This is a genomic window from Pseudomonas californiensis, assembly GCF_021147775.1.
Lineage (GTDB): Bacteria > Pseudomonadota > Gammaproteobacteria > Pseudomonadales > Pseudomonadaceae > Aquipseudomonas > Aquipseudomonas californiensis.
On sequence record NZ_JAGTPK010000009.1, the window covers coordinates 1 to 20,043 of the forward strand.

The following is a 20,043-nucleotide window of genomic DNA, read 5'->3' on the forward strand; positions in this document are numbered from 1 at the left end:
TCCGTCGATGGATTTTCGAAAGTCCACAGGTTTGGGGTAGAGGTACACTTTTTCGACTTTGGCGTCGGGTCGCATCATGATCGATGGGCTCCTGAGAGAATCGGGAGCCCAGCATCTGGCATTAGCTTAGTGCTTTGAATGTGGGGTTAATGGAGCGGTTACAATTGATAGATGAACTGTCTCTCGAAAAATCCTGATCTAAAAAAGCTTCAAACGTTTCAAATAGTGGATTTGGGTCAAAAGCCATTTTCGATCACCGACGCCAGGAATTGAGACTTCCAGTTCTGATAGTTACTGGAAGTTTGAGCCCTGCTCAAAGATAAAGTGATAGGGAGGTCAACGATGGTATAGCTGGAAAGCAGCTGTGGCAACACCCAAGCAAGCACGAATTATAATGCGAAAAAAATTGACTTATACTTCGCAGAGTTATAAGCAACACCAATAAAAATAAATAAGATAATATTGCCAGTCATTAACCAAATATTGCCAAATTTTAATTTAATGGTAATTGGTAAAGTGCCAACCCTTTCTAATACTGCATTAATACCTTGATATTGGCGGAGCGATCAGCCTTTGTGACGCAGTCTCGTTTTAATTGAAAAGTATACTTGGTGTGACAAAGTCTCTGAATTTTTATAAACGCACGACCTCCCCGAAATCCGGGGGGATGGACACACCAGCGATTTCCGACATCTCACATTTTTTGCAAATCCAGACAATTTCTGGAAATTATTTAGACGATTTTCGTGATTTTTTCGTAGGAGAACCGTGAATGATCAGCACCAAGTCTCTCCAATTGCGCAAAATCCGAGATGCTTACCAAGTCCCACAAATGCTGCAAATGCCTCTACAGCCCCCGCTGTGAGTGCTCTTGACCAGAATGCGGGCCAGGAAGCGGAACCGCGAAGTCTCAAAGTTTCGTTAGCACTCCCGACGACGCCACCTGAACAAAAACCAAATTAAATCAGATAGATAGGCGAACTATCTTAAAATTCCAGGCTCTTCATTTCGTCGAAAATCGGCCCATGGCCGAATAGGATCAGCTTCCAAGACCCAGTGTTTACGGGGGTGAAGAGCTCTTCGGATGGGAAAGTCTCATCAAATCGCGACCGTCACATCTAGGTACTGCTAGTGACATTGGACATTCCAGTGCGGCCTTCCAGATACTTAATTTAACATAATATACATTATGCGAACCGTCCTATACAGAGCTGAGGGGCTCTGGCGGTCACATTTGAAGCCAGTGCCCCGCAAACTGCTGCTATGAGAATGACGATACATTCTCCGAACCAAAATCCCCGCCTCTAAGAATAGGCTCAAGAAAAATCTGATACTCCTGCCACGTACTGAAAATTTGAATCTCAGCCCCTGGAGCATCTTGAACTCCTGTCAGCTTGACCAAAAAAACGCCACCACCTTCGTTCAAAATCTGACGCGCTTTTGCGCCTGCAGAATGGCGAAAGATTACGTAACTGAGGGATGCCAAGCCTAAAACAGAACCCTTTTGAGCGGCAGATGCTTTGAGCAAAGGATCCTCAGGCACGTCTGACAAAAGCAACATTAGTGCAGCCAAATGCTGACTATCATCATCAAAACCGCCTGCAATTTGTTCTCCGATTTTTAGAGCTTCAGCTGCACGAGCCTTTGGAATTTCATTTTGGTGTGCGAAGGACTCATAGGACGTCAGCAGAACTGAACCAACGGTTGGAGGATGTTTTGGGTAGTGCTGGTTGATTTGCATTATGAGATTCCTAGGGTTTTGATGATCCATTAGAGAGCTGAGATTTTACCGAATCTGCAGCAATGCTGGTCGGAAAAAGCTACCTGATGAGAGTTCTTCATCACGGCCGGCGCTGGGAGTTCTTCATCACCAGGCGATGCCTGGGAGTTGTTCATCACCAGGTGATGCTTGGGAGTTGTTCATCACACACTGAGGAGGTTTTGTGAAAGACAGAAACTGGACAGAGTTGACGCAGGTTGAATGGCTGCTTGAAATGCAAATAGCTCGATTTGCAGAGCTGATCAGTGCAGAGAGAAAACGGGAAATTCCCGACCAGGAAAAAATTGACACTTGGCTAAAAGCTCAGGCAAGTGCAGATGATTTGCACAACCAGGTTAGTTTTATGAGCACAGAAAAAGTGGCTGAGCTGCTGGAGCATTTGAAGATCAAGAAGGATGAAGGTGGATTTTGAGCACCCTCTCACCTATTGTGATCTTAATAACCACAAGTAATAACTATACTAAATGACTATTTAGTCGAGTTAACAGTCAGGCGAGCTCTCGCGCTCGCCCCACTCCCTTGAGCTCCGTCATCAGAGCAGGTTGATTGCAACTTATATCTCGATAAGCGGCTGCCTTATTGACCAAATATCTATCTTGTTCGAGACAAAAAAATGGAGAGCGCCGAGCGCTCCCCATTTACTGCTTTTTATCGCCAGATCAATGTTTTTTAAACAGCAGCCACTACTTTAGCTGGTGGCTGAGTGCGACGACCCAGTACACCTGCTCCCGCAGCAACCAGGCCCGAGATCACCAGGGTGATCAACAGAATCCACGCGCCCTGGGAAACACGCTTGGCTGTAACTTCAGCGGCTTCACGTGCTTTTTGCTCTGCCTGAGCTTTCAACTCCTGGTACTTGGCGTAAGCCTGACGATAGCTGGCCTGCGCCTGATCAACGATCTGGTTGGCTTCAGCGTCGGTCTTGTTACCGCGAGCCTTGATCAGGTTGACCAGCGCCTGACGATCAGCTGCGTCCCATGCCTTGTCGCCCTTCTCTTTGATGCGATCCATCAGGCCGCCCAGTTGCTCATCGGCCTGCTGAGGATTGGAAGCGCTTTGCTTGGCGGTATTCTGTGCATCCTGCCCGGTTGCCTGAGCTTCTTGCTTGACGGTGTCAGGGTTCAGTTCAGCCTTGCCGGTCTGGCGCATGGCTGTTTCGATTTCGCCCTGAATATCGTTCAGGTTGAAATCAATGCCTTGTTCGCGCAGTTGGTCCTGAATCTTGTTGCCCAATGCCGGTGCAACCTGAGCAATACCGCTGCCCAATGCAGACATGCCGCTGCCAGCCAGATTAAGGCCGCCACGAACAACACCTGTCACTGCGCTGGATACCAGGTATACGGTGATCAACGATACGGTAGCCCAAACCAGCAAACCATGGAAGGCGCCTTCGCGCTGAGCCAGACGGCCTGCAGCCCAACCACCCACAAACAGAGAAACTACAGAGCTGACAACCACCCAGATACCGGCTCCGGTGCCAATACCCGACATCGGATTGGCTTCCTGCATCGGATCAATACTGGCCGTACCGATAGCAGTGCCCAAAACACTCAACAGCAATGAAACAACCATCGCCAGTACAACACCCGCTAAGATCGCACTCCAGGAAATACGTTTAAGCAGCGGTGCCACGGCATGGGTATCTTGATACACAGGGGCGCCCGGGGCGATACGGTCATCGCGAATCATAGTGGTAATCCTTCGAGTCAGTGGCAGAGAACGCTAAACAGTTTTGGCGTACAAACCAATGACCCGGCACACACTCAGGAAGTTTAATTTATTTATTGATTTTCTTTATTTGGCCGAAAATATTTAAAACTTTCTTCGCCAACGGGACGTAATCAACCTCGTAGGCTCCAACTGTTCCCGCCTGTGCAGCAGACTGTTTTTATATTGTTCAACAGCCGAACAGGGACACTCAGTTGTCTGATGTCTGTTGTGGCAACACGCGATTGATTCTCAAAACAGATACAGTTAAAAAGCGAAATCGGCCATTATGCAAGTCCAGTTAATGGGGCGCGTGAACGCCGGAGAGCAGACGGCAAGTTCCGAGTTCCGTTTGGCTTCCTGCGTGTCAAGAATTGAGACGATAAGTATCCACAGTTCTGCGATTTATTGAATCAGTCGGCATTGCGCACCGACAGATATGATTGAAAACACAATCAGAAGGTTATTTACCAGAACGCCAGTGACCCACAGAGTGAACACTGGCGTTGCATGCGAAACAAACTGGCCGTCACGCGATACCGTTAGGCCCGTCCAATACCTGTCTGACCTTTCTGGCCAGGTCATTTGGCATACAGGGTTTGGAGACGACGTCAAACTCTGAACCGCCAATATCCGTGCGCTCGATCGAGCTTTCGGCATATCCCGTGGTCAACAATACCTTGATTTTGGGATAGCGACGTTTTACCTCGCGAGCCAGCATCACACCGTTCATGCCGCCAGGCATGATGAGATCAGTGAACAGCAAGTCGTAGCTGCAGCCCGACTCAAACTTCTTCAGCGCTTCACGCGCATTCAGGACAATATCCGAAACATAGCCGTAGTCATCCAGAACCATTTTAGCCAGCTCGGCCACATCAGGTCTGTCTTCAACGATCAGAATCCGCTCGCTGCTACCTGAACGCTTGTCTGGTGTCTGTGGGGATTCGGCTTTGGCCAGCCCAGCTTCGTCAACCGGGAAGTAAAGACGCAGCGTCGTGCCAACGCCCTCCTCCGTATAGATACGTGCCGCACCGCCTGACTGTTTGGCAAACCCGTACACCATAGAGAGGCCCAGGCCGGAACCCTTGCCCTCCTCCTTGGTGGTAAAGAATGGGTCCATTACGCGGTCTCTGATGCTGGCGGGCATGCCAATGCCGTTGTCAGTGACTGCGATGCTGACATAACGGCCAGGCAGCAGCCCGTCATAAGACATATTCGCAAGATCATCGACGATCAGATTCCGGGTCTCGATACAAACTTTCGGATCGGGCCGCCCAATCAACGCATCCCGCGCATTGATAAAAATGTTCAGTAACGCGACTTCCGCCTGAGTCGGATCGATTCGACAGTTCTTCAAATCGGGTTCGAGGTCGGTTTCAATGGCCACTTCAGAGCCGAACGTTCGCTCGATAAGTGGCTCGGTCGTTGAAATCAACCCGTTGAGATTGAGAACACGCCCGTGCAACTTCTGTTTACGTGCGAACGCCAGCAATTGTTTGGTCAGCGTACTGGCCCGATCAACAGCTGACTTGGCGTGATGAACACTGCGTTGTACGCGAGCCACATCAATAGTGGGCTTTTCAGCAGCACTGCCAATGAGGTCGATATAACCGCCCATGACCTGCAGTAGATTATTGAAGTCGTGGGCAATACCGCCCGTGAGTTGCCCCAGCGCTTCCATTTTCTGCGCTTGACGCAGCGCCTCTTCAGCGTCCCGTCGCCGGCTGATGTCCAACTGCGAAGCAAAAAAGTAAATCAGCTTGCCGTCGTCATTGAAGACGGGAGAGATGAAAAGCGCGTTCCAGAAAGAGGAACCATCCTTGCGGTAGTTGAGGATTTCCGTGGAAATATCCGTACGGTCTTTTATCGCGGTGCGAATGCTTTGCACGACGGATCTGTCTGTATCAGGCCCCTGAAGGAATCGACAATTGGAGCCAATGATGTCGTCCGCGCTATAGCCGGTCATTTCCAGAAACGCACGATTGGCGAAAATAATAGGATTGTCCGGGCTATTGGGGTCGGTGACGATCATGGGCATGCGTGTCGTTTCAACCGCCGCGAAGAAAATATCCTTGCCCCGATGGGAGATAGTTCCACTGGCCTCGTTATCGACACGTGTTTTATTTTCCGACACTCTACAACCCTCAAGAAAAGCGACTTCGTGAACAGGCACTCACACGCTTACGACTTCTTTACCCTTAAAATGGTTCTCGTCTCGCGAAAATAATGACTGCGGCTTCTGAAGCGTTGGCTGTCATCACCCTCCTGAAAGAGTCTGGGCCATCCAAAGCGACTCATAGACACCGCCTTGGCGCCGCAATTGCGCTGGTGGGCCATCTTCTATGATGTGGCCGTTTTCCAGGACAACCACTCGATCAAACTGAGCAACTGTAGACAGCCTGTGTGCGACGACCAATACCGTTCTACCTCGCATCAATTTAGCCAATGCGGCTTGAATCAGTGCTTCTGAATGAGAGTCCAGTGCGGACGTCGCTTCATCAAGGATCAAAACAGGCGCGTTCTTCAAGAATACCCTCGCAAGACCCAATCGCTGACGTTGCCCCCCTGACAGCATCACGCCCCGCTCGCCCACCCGGGTGTCGTAGCCTTCAGGCAAGGCCCGTATGAACTCGTCGCAGTATGCTTCTCGTGCAGCCTGAATAACGTCTTCACGATTGGCATCAGGCAGCCCGTAAGCAATGTTTTCGTAAATACTGCGATTGAAAAGCATGGGCTCTTGTGGCACGACGGCGATCTGCTTTCTCAGGCTGTCTTGACTGACGGCCCGAATATCATGGTCGTCAATCAGGATGACACCGCCACTGACGTCGTCCAGTCGTTGCAAAAGGCTCAACAGTGTCGACTTGCCTGCGCCAGATGATCCGACGATACCGACTCGTTGCCCGGCTGGTATTTCCAGGTTCAGGTGGGTAAACACTTGTCGCCCCTCGCTGTAACGGTAGGACACGTCAATCATGCGAATGGCACCGCGGCCGGGCTCAAACTCGACCTCGGCGTCCTTCAGCGCGTAAGGCTGAAGAATGATGCGCAGCGTTTCGGCAATCACGCCGACCTGCTGTGTTGTATCTACTAACGCAAGGGCAAGATCCCGCGAGCCATGCAGAATACGAAACGTAAGCGCGCTGACCATGACTACATCGCCCGCAGTAATCGTGCCGTCGCGCCAGAGCGTGACTGCCCACCCCAGCATGCCGCCAGCCATGACCGACAGGCAGATATCGTGCAGAACCCGAGCTTTCTCAAGGTAGATCCAGCTGCGTCGCTGCGCGCGCGCTTCAACCCCAATAGACTGCTCCAGCCGCTGGCGTTCGCGATCACGGGCGGAAAACGCCTTGATGGTCCAGATGTTGGACACAAGGTCGACGATCTCGCCGCCCACTCTCGCGGAGTGGGCCGCAAAGTCGACATGCTTGGCTCGTCCCCGCACACCGACCAGAATGATCAAGGCAGCTACCAGCAAGACGCACACAATCAGCGCAACCGACATGCTGACCTTGACCGTGTAAAGCACAATGATCGCGCCGAGAAAATCGACGCAGGGCGGAATAATCTTCCAGGCCAACCCTCCATAAATTGAACCTGCCGCAGCACCTGCGGACGAGATCCGATTGGCGAGCGAGCCCGAGAAATGCTGCGTGAAATAGCGCATCGGGTGTCCGGTCAGATGATTGAACAGATCCACCCTCATATCCGCACAGCTGGCGACCATGGTCCGACATCCCAGCCAGCCGCCCAGCCGCCAGAACACGTTTTCGACGACAATCAACCCCAGAAACAGCCAGAACGGGAACCAGATGTGTTCGCTCAGGCGGTCGCCGACTGTCATCACATCAACCAGCATTTTCATGCCGTACTGCACTGCCACTGCACAACTGGCAGCACCGATGATCAACAGGAGCATGACGCCGAAATGCCAAGGCCTCAAAAAAACATAACGGGTGAGAAAAGGTAATGCCTGTCCAGGCAACGATGCCTTGTGACGAGTTCGCATGCGTCAAACACTCCTGTGTCCGATCTGTGCTTCCAGCCCCTGATGAATGAACGCGTCACATGATTCTCTGATCGCCGTCTGGAGGGGGTGAAAAGGCGCTCGCTGGCCCTCGCCGTCTGCATAGCCGAACAGACCGGTCGGGCAGTAACGCCCATCATCCCAGCCGGGATAGTCCAGAATCGGGTACCAGCAGATCCCCTGCACCGGTACACCCGCACGCATCGCCTGGCTGACCTGATCGGTTACATACCTGAACCAGGGCAAACGCTCTTCGTCCTCTGCGCCGGTTTCGGATATGAGGATCGGTCTGCCGTAACGGGCATGCAGCTCTTTGAGCATGCTGTGAAATGGCCGGTACTCCCGCTCGCCCCTGTGTACCCGAGGGCCATTGAATACCCACTGGTTGTGCGGGTAGAAATTCACGCCAAGTATGTCGAGGTAATCAGGCCGACCTCCAAGCCCCGGCCACTGACGACCGCTGAGAAGATCCCAAGCCTCGAACTGGGCCAGACGATACCCCTCCGCAGCATCGATCTCATCGCCTCGCGAGCCGGCCGGCACGACATTGATCAGCGGATCGGCCTGGACAAAGCGGGCTCGGGGCTCGATTTCGCGTATCGCATCTATCGCCGCAATACTTGCTCTGATCAACTGATGCTTGAGCTCCATCCCGCGATGTTCGCTCAATGGGTTGAAATAACCGACATCTCCACCCGCCCAGCTCCAGAACGAGATTTCGTTGATGGGCGAGTAGAACGGCAGCGTTTCACCTTCTGCTTGCACGACCCTGGCAGCCGCCGCTGCAAACCGCGCGAATCGCTCGACAAACTCGGGGCGCCAGATGTCAATGTCGTCCGGGTAGCCGTAATGACACAGGTCCCAGATGACCTGCGTGCCCTGCCGCCGAGCAGCACGCAGCATGGGCAGGAAACTGCTCCAGTCATAAACGCCAGGGCGTGTTTCTATCAAGTGCCAACGCAAGCCATCGCGAACCGTATGGATGCCAGAAGCAGCCATCGCGGCGAAGTCCTGCGCTGACCACCGGGCATGCCCGGTGGCCTCCAGCAAGTCGAGCCTTACACCGTCGCTGCGTCGATGGGTCGAGCACTCGAACCCACCGACGAAAAAGCTGTTGAACAGACGCTGCATGGTCAACTCCTTGCAGGTTGCTCAGTTACTACGCAAGGCGTCTGCCCGGCAGCGAGCGGCACAGGTATCAGTCGCTGATACAACGCCAGAGCCTGACCAACCACCTGATCCATGTTGTAGTACTTGTAGGTGCCCAGCCGCCCGACGAAGGTCACGTCGTCGGACTCGTCGGCGAGCGCTTTGTAACGCTTGTACAGATCAGCGTTTTCCTGGCGAGGTATCGGGTAATACGGGTCGCCCTCCGCGCGGGGGTACTCATACGTCAGGCTGGTTTGGCTGTGCGTCTGGCCGGTCAGATGTTTGTATTCGGTAATGCGGGTATACGGCACACTTTCGTCCGGATAATTGACGACCGCTACCGGTTGAAACTGCGGCATGTCCAGCGTCTGGTGCTCAAACCGCAATGAGCGATAAGGCAATTTGCCGTAGCAGTAACCGAAGTACTCGTCGATAGGCCCGCAGTAGATCAAGTGCTGGAATTGAACGGCGTCACGCACGTGCGCGAAGTCGACATCCAGCAGCACGTCGATCAGTTCATGGTCGAGCATGCGTTCGAACATCCTGGTGTAACCGTGCAGGGGCATTTTCTGGAACGAGTCGGTGAAATAACGACTGTCTCGGGTGGTTCGGGTTGGCACACGCGACGTCACGGACTTGTCCAATTGCGAGGGGTCCAGCCCCCATTGCTTGCGCGTGTAGCCGCGGAAGAATTTTTCATACAGTTCGCGGCCTACCTGATTGATGACCACATCTTCAGAGGTTCGGATCATCTCGACGGGTTCGGCGCGTGAGGCCAGAAAGGCTTGCGCCTCTTCCTCGTTCATATTCAGCCCGTACAGGCTGTTCAGGGTGTCCAGATTGATCGGGATTGGCACCAATTGCCCGTCCACTTTGGCCAGCACGCGATGCTCATAGTCTCGCCACTCGGTGAATCGTGACAGGTACTCGACGATACGCTCGGCATTGGTATGAAAGATGTGCGGCCCGTAGCGATGAACCAGCACGCCTGCGCTGTCCAGGTGATCGTAAGCATTGCCCGCGATATGAGGGCGTCGGTCGATCAGCAGCACTTTCTTGCCTGATTCACCAGCCAGTCTTTCGGCGAGGACGCTCCCCGCAAACCCTGCCCCCACTATCAGATAATCATAGCTCTGTGGCGCCTGTGTGGCGGCCTCGAAGGTTATTTCACGCATTGGATCTGCTCCTTCATGGCCGCATAGGTCTTGTCCCATGACATGTCAGCGAGTACCGCGTCTGCCTGACGGGCGAAATCGGAGGGCGCGCTTTTTTTCGCAAGCGCCTCATCCATGGCCAGAGCAAACTGTGCCGCCGTACTGGCAATGCTCACCACGCCAGAATCGCCGTAGGTTCTCACCACATCGGTGATCGCTGTTGACACCACCGGACAGCCTCCCGCCAGGTATTCGGGGGTCTTGGTCGGGCTGATGAAACGAGTGGATTCGTTGATGGCAAACGGCATCAACGCAACGTCCCAGGCAGCGAGATATGCAGGCAACTCGTCATAGGATTTGCCGCCCAGATAATGAATGTTGGGCAGCCGTGGAAGGATTGAAGGATCTATCTTGACCACAGGACCGATCAACACCAGTTGCCAGTCCGGCCGGGATCTGGCCAGTTCTTCGATCAACTCGATGTCAAAGCGCTCATCGATCACACCAAAAAAACCCGCGCGTGGATGCGGTATGTGTTCTTGATCAGCGGGTTCAGCCAACGCGTTGCGGGCGGCGGCAAAGTGGCGGGTATCAACGCTGCTGGGCATCGCATGGACATTGTCGTGCTGGGTTCGCTTGGCCTCCCAGAGGCTGTAGCCGCCGGTGAACACGACGTCTGCCCGCGATAGGAGCTCACGCTCCCGGTCCAACAGTTCCGGAGGTGCGCCTTTGAAAGCCGACAGCTCATCCATGCAATCAAAAATCGTCACTCGCGGCCAGAGATGATCAGTGAACGCCAGGCTCATCGGGGTGAAATACCAGACCGTAAGCTCGCTGGGCGGGTGTCCGTCCAGCCACTCATCCAGCAAATGTCGCTGGGCCTGATGATTCTGCTCGGCGGTCATGTGATGCGGCAGGTGCGGAACGAGGACAAGCACCCCCGATTCCTGAGGCAACTGTTCAAGCCAACTGTCGGGCGAATCAGAATAGACAGGTTCTTCGAAGAACAGCACATCGTAGTCCTGCGCCAGACGCGACATGATGTGCTGGGGCCGCTGATACACAAATCCCCATCTCAAATGAGACAGGCACAGCAATACCGGGCGCACACTTTTGCTGAGGTGTTCTGCAGTCGACGGTTCATGGTGCATCGTTTCGAGACGGCTCATGAAGGTTCCCTTTCGTAAGAAGTTCGTATGAAAAGTGTCGGGTTGAATCTGAGGGGCGCCTTCGGAAAGAGCGCTTCGACTGCATTCACTTTCGTGGGAGGCAACTGTGCGCATGGAGCAGGCGGCAGGCTTGTGCGCTCTTGGAATTATTGAAAAGCCGCTTGCATTGCCGTTCAGTTATCCCGATGAACTGCATGCACCGTTGAGAAAAAATCGTTGAACTCAGGCTCGCCAAACTTTCCCTAGTCTTAAGCGAATGCTGTTTGGTCCTGCAGTGCGTCACTTCACCCGGTCGATAGGTCCTGATTTTCGCTCGTACACGCTCCACGCTCCTGCATTCAGGGCCGCGAGGGAGTTGTCGGCATGCCTCGTGTCGAGGCGGCGAAACCAAAGGAAGGACGATCATGATCCTAGTGACCGGTGGTGCGGGATACATTGGCGCTCATACAGTGCTGGCGCTGCTTGAACACGGCAACGAGGTTGTCGTACTCGACAACTTGTGCAACAGCTCCCAGGAAACGCTTGATCGCGTCGCCAATATCACAGGGCGCCATTTGGACTTCATTGCTGGAGACATACGCAACAAGGCAACGCTGAAAGGGCTGTTCGCTCAGTATCCGATTGACGCCGTGGTGCATTGCGCGGGGCTCAAGGCTGTGGGTGAAAGTGTTCGCGAGCCGTTGCGGTATTTTGAAACCAATGTCAGTGGCAGCGTGAACCTTTGCCAGGCCATGGCTGAAGCAGGTGTTTTCAACTTGCTGTTCAGTTCATCAGCCACCGTGTACGGCGAATGCGACCGCATGCCGCTGGACGAAAATTGTCCCCTGGGTCTCCCGACCAACCCGTACGGGCACTCCAAACTCATGGCTGAACACGTCATGAAAAGTGTTGCGAGTTCAGACCCGCGCTGGGCGATCGGCCTGCTGCGCTACTTCAACCCGATCGGCGCACATCCTTCCGGCATGTTGGGAGAATCGCCGCGCAATATACCCAATAACCTGCTGCCCTATCTGCTTCAGGTCGCGAACAGGCAGCGACCAGCACTGCATGTGTTCGGCAAGGACTATCCGACACCAGACGGCACCGGTGTACGCGATTACCTGCACGTCATGGACCTTGCTGAAGGGCACCTCTGCGCGCTCGACAACATCCGTAATCAGCGTGGGGTCTCTGTCTGGAACCTCGGCACCGGACGCGGTTATTCGGTGCTGGAGGTGGTGCGGACTTTCGAACGTATTTCTGGCGTGACCGTTCCGCTGGTATTCGAGCCTCGGCGCTCTGGAGATGTCGCAGCCTGCTGGTCCGACCCGGAAAAGGCCTGGCGTGACCTGAACTGGCGCGCCCGACATGATCTGACTGCGATGTTGCAGGACGCCTGGCGTTGGCAATGCCTTAACCCGCAAGGCTACCAAGTGGATGCCATGGTTGGGTGACCGGCGGCAATGTTCATGGCTCGCCGGGCCATTTGTCACTGCATCCCCAAACATTCGGAACCGGGCCATACCAGTCCCTTTCTACCCAACACCACTACTTGAAAGAGGTACAGCATCATGGCGACCAAGCACGATAATCTTCTCGACTGGCTGCGCGATGCCCATGCGATGGAAACGCAAGCCGAAAGCATGCTCAAAGCTCAGGCCGAGCGGCTTGAGCATTATCCCGCCCTGAGAAAACGCATCGAACAGCATCTTGAAGAGACCCATGGACAGAAACAGAACCTCGAACTGTGCATCACTCGCCTGGGCAGCAGCCCTTCAACAGTGAAGGACATCGCCGGAAAACTGATGGCATTGGGACAAGCTGCGGGCGGCATGTTTAATTCGGATGAAGTCGTCAAAGGAGCCATGAGCGGCTACGTTTTCGAAAACATCGAAATTGCCATGTACACGGTACTCATCGAAGCCGCCAAACAGTGCGGCGATACCGAAACCCAAGCGATATGCGAACAGATTCTGCCGCAGGAAGTTGCCATGGCGGATTGGCTGAGGGAGCACCTGCCAGAGCTCACCAAAGCGTTCCTCAACCGCTCGGAATCACCGAATGTGGAAGCCAAACGCTAAAAAAGATGGAAAAACAGTGAAGTCGAGCGCGTATCACTGAAGTTGCCGCTCGGCAGTTCCATGCTTTCTGATTCAACGAGGAGTGACTCATGAATCAATCCCCTCTATCCCCTCTGGTCGCCGTGAAGTCTACGACGCGACAACTGAAACAACCTGATTTGCGAACGCCTGAGCGTGCCCTGTCGGTTATCGCGGGCAGTCTGCTATTGATCAACGCTCTACGGCGTGGAGGCCTGAGTGGCTGGTTACAAGCCGCTGCTGGCGCATACAGCCTGATACGTGGTGTGTCAGGGAGCTGCCCGTTGAAACGCGTGCTGATACAGACACCTTTCGAGCAGCATTTTCAGCACACGCACGGCTGGAAAGCCAGTGAGGCCATTTCCAGAAGCGTGACCATCGCCCGGCCACTCGATGAAGTCTTCGAGTTTCTCAAACAGCCACAGAATATCGGCCCGCTTATACCGTGGGTCGATACTCTTGAGTCGCTGGATCCGCACACCAGCAAATGGACCGTACGTGGGCCGTTGGGCCGTACGATCAACTGGACCCTGCATCTGGACGAGTTCCAGGAAGATTCCATTTTGCGCTGGCACACAGTGCCTGCCGGGAAATGGCAGCACGATATAACGGCACAACTGAAGCCCGCCCCGGCCAGCCGCGGCACTGAGCTCAAGGTAGTCGCCGTCTGTGAGCCGGCAGGTGGCCCCCTTGGCTATGCGCTCGCGAGCGCCGTGAGCTCATTCAGTGACAAGGCATTGCTCAACCTTCTGGGCACAATCAAACAACAGCTGGAAACCGGCGAAGTCAGCACCAATGAGATGCGCGCGCAGGAAGTTCGTGACTTCATCTTTCTGCATGCTCACACCCATGAGAACGGCGAAACGTCTCACTCACAGCGCGATGACGCCGAGCCGCGGCCGCAGTCTGAAATGGAACGGGGGAACATCTGATGCGAGCACTGACATGGCAAGCACCCAACAGCCTGCAGGTCGACACCGTCGCGGACCCGGCCATCCTCAACCCTAAGGACGCAATCATTCGCGTCAAACTGTCATCGGTGTGCGGTTCTGATCTTCACTTGCTGGGCGGTTACGTGCCAGCCATGAAACCGGGAGACATCATCGGCCATGAGTTCCTTGGCGAAGTGGTTGAAACAGGCTCTGCAGTGAAAACTGTCAAGAAAGGCGACACGGTAATCACCATTTCGATCATTGGTTGCGGAAGTTGCGAGCCTTGCAAACGCAGTGATTTCTCCTGCTGCGACAACTCCAACCCCAACCCATCGACCACCGACATCGCGTATGGCCAGCCCTGCTGCGGCATCATCGGCTACAGCCATGCATTCGGCGGCTACGCGGGCAGTCATGCAACCTACGTGCGGGTCCCGTTCGCTGATGTAAACCTTTTCAACGTGCCTGAAGGCGTTCGGGATGAGCAGGCATTGTTCGTTTCCGACGCTGCACCCACGGGTTACTTCGCTGCTGACAATGCCGACATACAACCCGGTGATGTTGTCGCGGTGTGGGGTTGCGGTGGTGTCGGGCAGATGGCGATCCGCAGCGCATTTCTGATGGGCGCTGAACAGGTAATCGCAATTGATCGCTACCCCGATCGCCTGCGTCTGGCGCAAGAGAAAGGCGGTGCTACCGTCATCAACTATGAAACCACCAACGTCCACGAGGCGTTGCTGGAGCTGACTGGCGGGCGCGGGCCTGATCGCTGCATCGATTGCGTCGGTATGGAAGCGCATGGCACCGAAGTCGATTATGCCTACGACAAGGCCAAGCAGTTGCTGCGCCTGCACACCGAAAGGGGCACCGTATTGCGCCAGGCGATCAGGGCATGCCGCAAGGGTGGGACGGTATCGGTAGTCGGGGTGTATGGCGGGTTGCTGGACAAATTCCCGATGGGCGCAATCGTCAACAAGGCGCTGACCCTGCGCTCGGGCCAGCAGCCCGGTCAGCGCTATGCGCCAACTCTGTTCAAGCACATTCAGGAAGGTGAGCTTGATCCTTCGTTTCTGCTGACGCACTTGATGAGCCTGGAGGATGCACCCAAAGGCTATGACATGTTCAAGGAGAAGTCGGACCAGTGCCTGCGAGCGGTGTTCAGACCCTGACGCAATCAGGCGAGGCTGACAGCAGCCTCGCCTGGAGCATGAGGGTCAGCGCGTTTGACGGCTCGAACAGGGCTCGAACAGTTTGCCTCAGACGATCCACGTGTTGACCAGCAGACCATCCTTGCCACTCACCGGATCGACTTCTGGCGTTGGCACCTTGGCGATTCTTTCTAAAGACTGATCATGGATGGAAGGATCAATTCGCTGGATATCGTAGTCTTCCTGACCTTTCGGATAGGCACCCACGACCAGAAAGTCCTCGCTTTGCTCACTGCGGCAATGCCCTGTGCCAGCTGGCAGGATAATCACATCTCCAGCTTTGACATGCATATCGCTGCCATGCTCGCCCCCGAGCCGAAGCGTGGCACTCCCGCTCGCGACGCCCAGAACTTCATGCGCAGTCGAATGATAGTGATGATAGTCGAACACCCCGTCACGCCAGAGTGGCGACCACCTGTTCTGTTGGAACAGTGTTTCGAATGCCGCTGCTGCGTCCACCCCGTCACCGATTGACAGCTCGTAAATCAGCACCGGGAACGGGCTGTTGGGTGTCACGCCGTCGTCTTCGAAAAAGATGACGTGCGGCACCAGCAGTGAACACTCCTGATGATTAAAGCTGCCGTCCAGCTTGGTCATGTTGCAACCTCCTTTGACTGAATGAGTGAGGCGTCACAGTACAAAGACGCATATATTTGAAGCCGTGACCCTTTCAAGGCGCCGAAGAACGGCTGTTGGTACCGCCCTCCTCGCTTTGCGCAGGTGTTGCAGGATGATGATGCAAGGCTGCGCCCGTCGGGTCGGGAATCTGGATAACCTTTCCTTGCATCCAGGCATTCGCGCCCGGCAGAACTGGCTCTGGTGTGATGTCTTTGCGTGACTCACGTTTTTGCTCACTGTCCACGCCCATGCGTGCATCGCGATCCTTGATCATTTGCGGGTCGGCCTGACCATCAGCGGTAAACCCCATCATCAATTGAGGCACTCCCAGCGGCAGACGTCTGTCCTTGTCGGTATGCCACGTGTGCCAGGTTTTGCCGTAGGTATTCACCAACTTGTTCATCAACGCGTGTTCGGCGGCCTGCGGCATACCCGGCGCGATCAATTGTCCGGACGTCACTTCATGGGAGTGGCTGTGCCAGTACGCCTTTTCTTCCGCGGGGAGTCCTTCGAACAGCTTCGCGCTGATGATGTACTCCACGCCCATCAGGTGCGCATCCTTGACGTTGCCGTCGTAGATCACGCACTGGATGACCTCCTCATTGAGGATCGAGCAGTAGTGATGCGCTTCCATCTGCGAAGCCTGAGTGCCGCTGTAAAAGTGAAAGCCGTCGAGGTAAGTATTCAGCTCATTCAGGGGCGCCCTGGATTGCAACGCATCAGCCCCCGTTTCCAGCACTTTGGTGGAGACTTGTTTGTCCGATCCGGGCGACTCAACCGGCGGGCGAGTGTCGTCACCGCCGCAGGCTGAAAGTACGCCCGCCAGCAAAGCCATAGCCGCGGCCTGAATCGCAGGTGGCACGTTGCGTTGAATATGAGCGCCGGGATTGTCCTGATAACTCATGGCGAAATCGGGTCGCTGGCGGGAAAGGTTTCTTCGAGCGCATCGTCGAGCTTTTCTTCCCCGATTTTTTCGCAGTGGCAGCCGGAGGATTCGCACGGCTCGCCATTCGGGTGATGGTCGGCACACGCCGGGCAGCAGAAGCGCTGGCCATCACGCTCAACGGCACTGTCACGTCGGGTTGAGCAATCGCACCGCTCGCAGGCACAGGTTTCATCGGTCATGGGCTTCTCCTTGGTGAGGCTGGTCGGGTTGTTCAGCTCATGATTTTTTGAAGCAGGCTTGCGCGGATAGTTGTCGGGAATTGCTTCAATCACCGACAAACGGTGTGATGCGAGTGACCCGGTGAAAACATCCAGCATCGAACTACCTGTTCCCCACAGGCTGTCCCATGCGGTTGATGGCCCAGGTCAAAAGGTGTACGTACGTGCAACACACTCCCCCCTTTCCGTTGTCGCCGCTGACACTGCCCCTGCAATGGCTGGGCCTCAGCGCTGCCTTGGTTTATTCAGGCATGAACCACGCGGACGATGCGTCCAGGGCCAGCTCGCAAACGGTCAACCTGGCCAACATTGAAGTCGATGGAAGCAGCGCTGCAGAACGTCCGGCTGCAATGGCGGTGGACGCACTGCGCAAGGTGTCTGGCGGCACCAATGTTGTGGACCTTGATCGCGTCGAGCAAGGTCGGGTGGCCAATAACGAGGATGTGTTTCGCTATCAGCCTGGCGTCTACGCCAAAGCGGCCAACAATGAAGGCGCAAAGATCTCCATCCGGGGCTCTGGCCTGAACCGGGCACCGGGTGCACATGCCTCGGGGCTGTTCGAAATGCTCGATGGCTTGCCCCTGACCGGCCCCGGCGGCACACCTTACGAGCTGAAGGAGCCGCTATGGCTGAGCCATGTGCAAGTGCGCCGCGGCGCCAATGGCTTTGAGCTGGGTTCACTGGCCCTCGGTGGTTCAATCAACTACGTCACACGTACCGGCCACGACGCGCCCAGACTACAAGTGCGTTACGAAGCGGGCAGTCATGGCTACACCAAGCGTCAGATCAGCTCTGGCCAGGTACTGGAGGATCTGGATTATTACGTCAGCCTGACCGACTCCAACTACGACGGTTTTCAGGATCAGAGCGCCGGGGGCAGCAAAGGGGTGGCCGCCAATGTCGGTTATCGCTTCAATCCCAATCTCGAAACCCGATTCTTTTTTCGTTACCGGGAAACCGGTAACGAATCCCCCGGCAGATTGACGCGGGATCAGATCCGTCATGATTCGCGTGCTGCCAATGCCCTGAACGTAGCGCGCGATTCCAAACGACTACAGCCGGGGAGCACTTGGCTGGGCAACAAGACCACCTTCTACCTGGACGATAATTCCCGGGTAGAGACCGGCCTGGTTTACCACGACTACCCCATGGACCTGCGTGAAGGAACCAACCGCCTCAAGGTCGCCTATACAGATATCAGCGGTACGCTCAATTACATCCGTCAAGACACGCTGTTCGGCCTGCAAAGCAACACCACGCTGGGCCTGCGGACTACCAGGGGCATGCCTGACAACGGTGCTTCAGAATATGTCCGGGTGCCCGCAGGTAATACCGCCGGCTACGCGCCAGGTACTCGTACCCGTGATTACAGTTATCTCGGCTCGGACAGCGTGCTGCACCTGAGCAACGACCTGGAACTGATCCCGGATCTGTGGCTGACCACCGGCCTGGCGGCGATCTATACCCGCCGCGAAACCGAGGTTACCTACCCCGCTACGCAGCAGGCGGTCAGTACTCACGATTGGGACTACGCCTCCCGGCTGGGCCTGCGCTATGACTTCAACCCGACAATGCAGGTGTACAGCAACCTCAGCCGCTCGGTTGAACCGCCCCATGCATGGTCGATGATCTGGGGGTCGAACAGGTTCTTCCCTGCCGGGAGCTGCGCGGCGACGGGACTGCAAAGTGTTGGCGTGAAACTTGAAAACCAGACCGCGACTACTTTGGAACTCGGTAGTCGGGGTGAGGCCGGGTTCGGTAACTGGCAATTGGGGTGGTATTACTCACAGGTCAAGCATGAACTGCTTAGCGTCGAGACCCAGGCGGCGAGCGCAACGGACTCGCAAGTGGTTGCCGAATCCAACGCCAGCCCGACGATCCATAAAGGTATCGAGGCGAGCCTCGATAGCCCACTGTGGCAAGGCACCAATGGCCGTCTGGCGTTGCGCCAGGCGTACACCTACAACGACTTCCACTACCGGGACGACGACCGCTTTGGCGACAACGCCTTGCCTGGCATCCCGCGGCACTACTATCAGGCCGAGCTGCGCTACAGCCACTTGAGCGGTGTTTACGTCGGGCTTAATACAGAGCATGCCTCGAAGATCGCTGTCGACTACGCCAACTCGTTCTATGCCGATCAGTACACGCTGCTGGGTGCGACATTGGGCTATGCATCGCCCAAGGAGGACTGGCAAACCTGGCTGGACCTGCGCAACCTGACCAATCGGCGCTACGCCAATACGGTTACGCCGGGTTACGACGACAACGGGCGGGACATTGCACGCTCCACGCCTGGCGATGGCAGAGGCATCTATGCGGGGGTTTCCTGGAGTTTGCGCTAAAGGATCACGCGTGCGAGCGGTCAAAAGTTTGCAGGCGTGTTGGCGCTGATGATCTCGGCCTCATCCTGGCCGATGTTGCGAAACCGGTGAGGCAAGGTGGTAGGGAAATAGTAGCCATCGCCAGGCCCCAGAATATTGACCTGACCATCAATGGTCAGCTCGACGGTGCCACGGGTCACCAGCCCGCACTCCTCCCCTTCGCTGTGCACGATGGGTTCTTCGCCAGAATCAGAGCCCGGTGCGTACTGTTCACGCAGAAAACGCATCTGACGGCTGGGCAATGTTGCCCCGACCAGTAGCAAACGCACACCATTGCGCCCCAGATCCGGTTGGTCACCTGCGCGGAACACATATTGATCCGGCCCGGGCGGCTGATCGAACGTAAAAAAGTCCGCCAGCGTCATCGGGATGCCTTCCAGCAGTTTTTTCAGGGAGCTGATCGAGGGGCTGACACGATTCTGTTCAATCAGAGAAATTGTGGCATTGGTCACACCACTGCGTCGGGCAAGTTCGCGTTGAGACAGCTTGTAGCTTTCACGCACCAGCTTGAGTCGTGCTCCCGTATCCATTAGCGGCCTTATGCGAAAAATATCCGGTGAAGAGGCAAGGCCCCGGCGCGGTGGTACTGACCCACCTGCCATAGACCGCAAAGCCGGATATTAAATCACGTTTGGCCACTCAGCTCAGCTGCTGATCTTCACCAGACGGC

General features: G+C 55.4%; 17 protein-coding genes. 6 read left to right on the top strand and 11 right to left on the bottom strand.

Translation table 11 applies throughout. The features are described from left to right. Positions 1 to 1,261: 1,261 nt before the first annotated feature. Positions 1,262 to 1,741 carry a hypothetical protein gene (locus KDX37_RS10535; RefSeq protein WP_231652647.1) on the bottom strand — a complete coding sequence of 160 codons (480 nt, stop codon included), beginning with the start codon at positions 1,739 to 1,741 and terminating at the stop codon, positions 1,262 to 1,264. A gap of 202 nt (positions 1,742 to 1,943) precedes the next feature. Between KDX37_RS10535 and KDX37_RS10540 the strand changes: the two genes are divergently transcribed. Continuing rightward, positions 1,944 to 2,192, top strand: a complete 249-nt coding sequence (locus tag KDX37_RS10540; protein WP_231652648.1) for a hypothetical protein — start codon at positions 1,944 to 1,946, stop codon at positions 2,190 to 2,192. Between the two features lie 257 nt (positions 2,193 to 2,449). Here the strand turns inward: KDX37_RS10540 and KDX37_RS10545 are convergent, their stop codons facing one another. From KDX37_RS10545 to KDX37_RS10570, 6 genes are all read right to left on the bottom strand, one after another. Further along, on the bottom strand, positions 2,450 to 3,469 hold the full coding sequence (locus KDX37_RS10545) for a hypothetical protein (protein WP_231652649.1): 1,020 nt from the start codon (positions 3,467 to 3,469) through the stop codon (positions 2,450 to 2,452). 547 nt (positions 3,470 to 4,016) lie between these two features. After that, entirely contained in the window at positions 4,017 to 5,621 is a 1,605-nt protein-coding gene (locus KDX37_RS10550) for a hybrid sensor histidine kinase/response regulator (protein WP_231652650.1), read from the bottom strand. Positions 5,622 to 5,744: 123 nt separating this feature from the next. Further along, positions 5,745 to 7,499, bottom strand: a complete 1,755-nt coding sequence (locus KDX37_RS10555) for an ABC transporter ATP-binding protein (protein ID WP_231652651.1) — start codon at positions 7,497 to 7,499, stop codon at positions 5,745 to 5,747. Positions 7,500 to 7,502: 3 nt separating this feature from the next. Further along, positions 7,503 to 8,648 carry a glycoside hydrolase family 1 protein gene (locus tag KDX37_RS10560; protein ID WP_231652652.1) on the bottom strand — a complete coding sequence of 382 codons (1,146 nt, stop codon included), beginning with the start codon at positions 8,646 to 8,648 and terminating at the stop codon, positions 7,503 to 7,505. A 2-nt stretch (positions 8,649 to 8,650) separates the two neighbouring features. Beyond that, positions 8,651 to 9,841: a UDP-galactopyranose mutase gene (gene glf, locus KDX37_RS10565; protein ID WP_231652653.1), complete on the bottom strand. Its 1,191-nt coding sequence runs from the start codon at positions 9,839 to 9,841 to the stop codon at positions 8,651 to 8,653. After that, positions 9,829 to 10,971 carry a glycosyltransferase family 1 protein gene (locus tag KDX37_RS10570; RefSeq protein WP_231652850.1) on the bottom strand — a complete coding sequence of 381 codons (1,143 nt, stop codon included), beginning with the start codon at positions 10,969 to 10,971 and terminating at the stop codon, positions 9,829 to 9,831. The genes glf and KDX37_RS10570 overlap by 13 nt, the downstream gene beginning before the upstream one ends. 422 nt (positions 10,972 to 11,393) lie before the next feature. Between KDX37_RS10570 and galE the strand changes: the two genes are divergently transcribed. The 4 genes from galE (at position 11,394) to KDX37_RS10590 (ending at position 15,168) form a co-directional block, all read left to right on the top strand. After that, the gene (gene galE, locus KDX37_RS10575; RefSeq protein WP_231652654.1) at positions 11,394 to 12,422 is read left to right on the top strand and encodes a UDP-glucose 4-epimerase GalE; all 1,029 of its coding nucleotides are present in this window, start codon (positions 11,394 to 11,396) and stop codon (positions 12,420 to 12,422) included. Between the two features lie 117 nt (positions 12,423 to 12,539). Next, positions 12,540 to 13,049 (top strand): ferritin-like domain-containing protein, encoded by a 510-nt coding sequence (locus KDX37_RS10580; RefSeq protein ID WP_231652655.1) that lies wholly within the window; start codon positions 12,540 to 12,542, stop codon positions 13,047 to 13,049. 89 nt (positions 13,050 to 13,138) lie between these two features. Further along, complete coding sequence (locus tag KDX37_RS10585; RefSeq protein ID WP_231652656.1) at positions 13,139 to 13,999, top strand: SRPBCC family protein; 861 nt, start codon at positions 13,139 to 13,141, stop codon at positions 13,997 to 13,999. Next, positions 13,999 to 15,168, top strand: coding sequence for a zinc-dependent alcohol dehydrogenase (locus KDX37_RS10590; RefSeq protein ID WP_231652657.1), 1,170 nt, complete (start codon positions 13,999 to 14,001; stop codon positions 15,166 to 15,168). The genes KDX37_RS10585 and KDX37_RS10590 overlap by 1 nt, the downstream gene beginning before the upstream one ends. 87 nt (positions 15,169 to 15,255) lie before the next feature. Here the strand turns inward: KDX37_RS10590 and KDX37_RS10595 are convergent, their stop codons facing one another. From KDX37_RS10595 to KDX37_RS10605, 3 genes are all read right to left on the bottom strand, one after another. After that, entirely contained in the window at positions 15,256 to 15,804 is a 549-nt protein-coding gene (locus KDX37_RS10595; RefSeq protein ID WP_231652658.1) for a cupin domain-containing protein, read from the bottom strand. 73 nt (positions 15,805 to 15,877) lie between these two features. Beyond that, positions 15,878 to 16,660 (bottom strand): OBAP family protein, encoded by a 783-nt coding sequence (locus KDX37_RS10600; protein WP_231652851.1) that lies wholly within the window; start codon positions 16,658 to 16,660, stop codon positions 15,878 to 15,880. A 65-nt stretch (positions 16,661 to 16,725) separates the two neighbouring features. Further along, entirely contained in the window at positions 16,726 to 16,950 is a 225-nt protein-coding gene (locus KDX37_RS10605) for a metallothionein (protein ID WP_231652852.1), read from the bottom strand. Positions 16,951 to 17,240: 290 nt separating this feature from the next. Between KDX37_RS10605 and KDX37_RS10610 the strand changes: the two genes are divergently transcribed. Continuing rightward, positions 17,241 to 19,334, top strand: coding sequence for a TonB-dependent receptor family protein (locus KDX37_RS10610; RefSeq protein WP_231652853.1), 2,094 nt, complete (start codon positions 17,241 to 17,243; stop codon positions 19,332 to 19,334). Between the two features lie 20 nt (positions 19,335 to 19,354). Here KDX37_RS10610 and KDX37_RS10615 read toward each other — a convergent pair whose 3' ends face one another. After that, positions 19,355 to 19,903 (bottom strand): cupin domain-containing protein, encoded by a 549-nt coding sequence (locus KDX37_RS10615; protein ID WP_231652659.1) that lies wholly within the window; start codon positions 19,901 to 19,903, stop codon positions 19,355 to 19,357. Positions 19,904 to 20,043 lie beyond the last annotated feature (140 nt).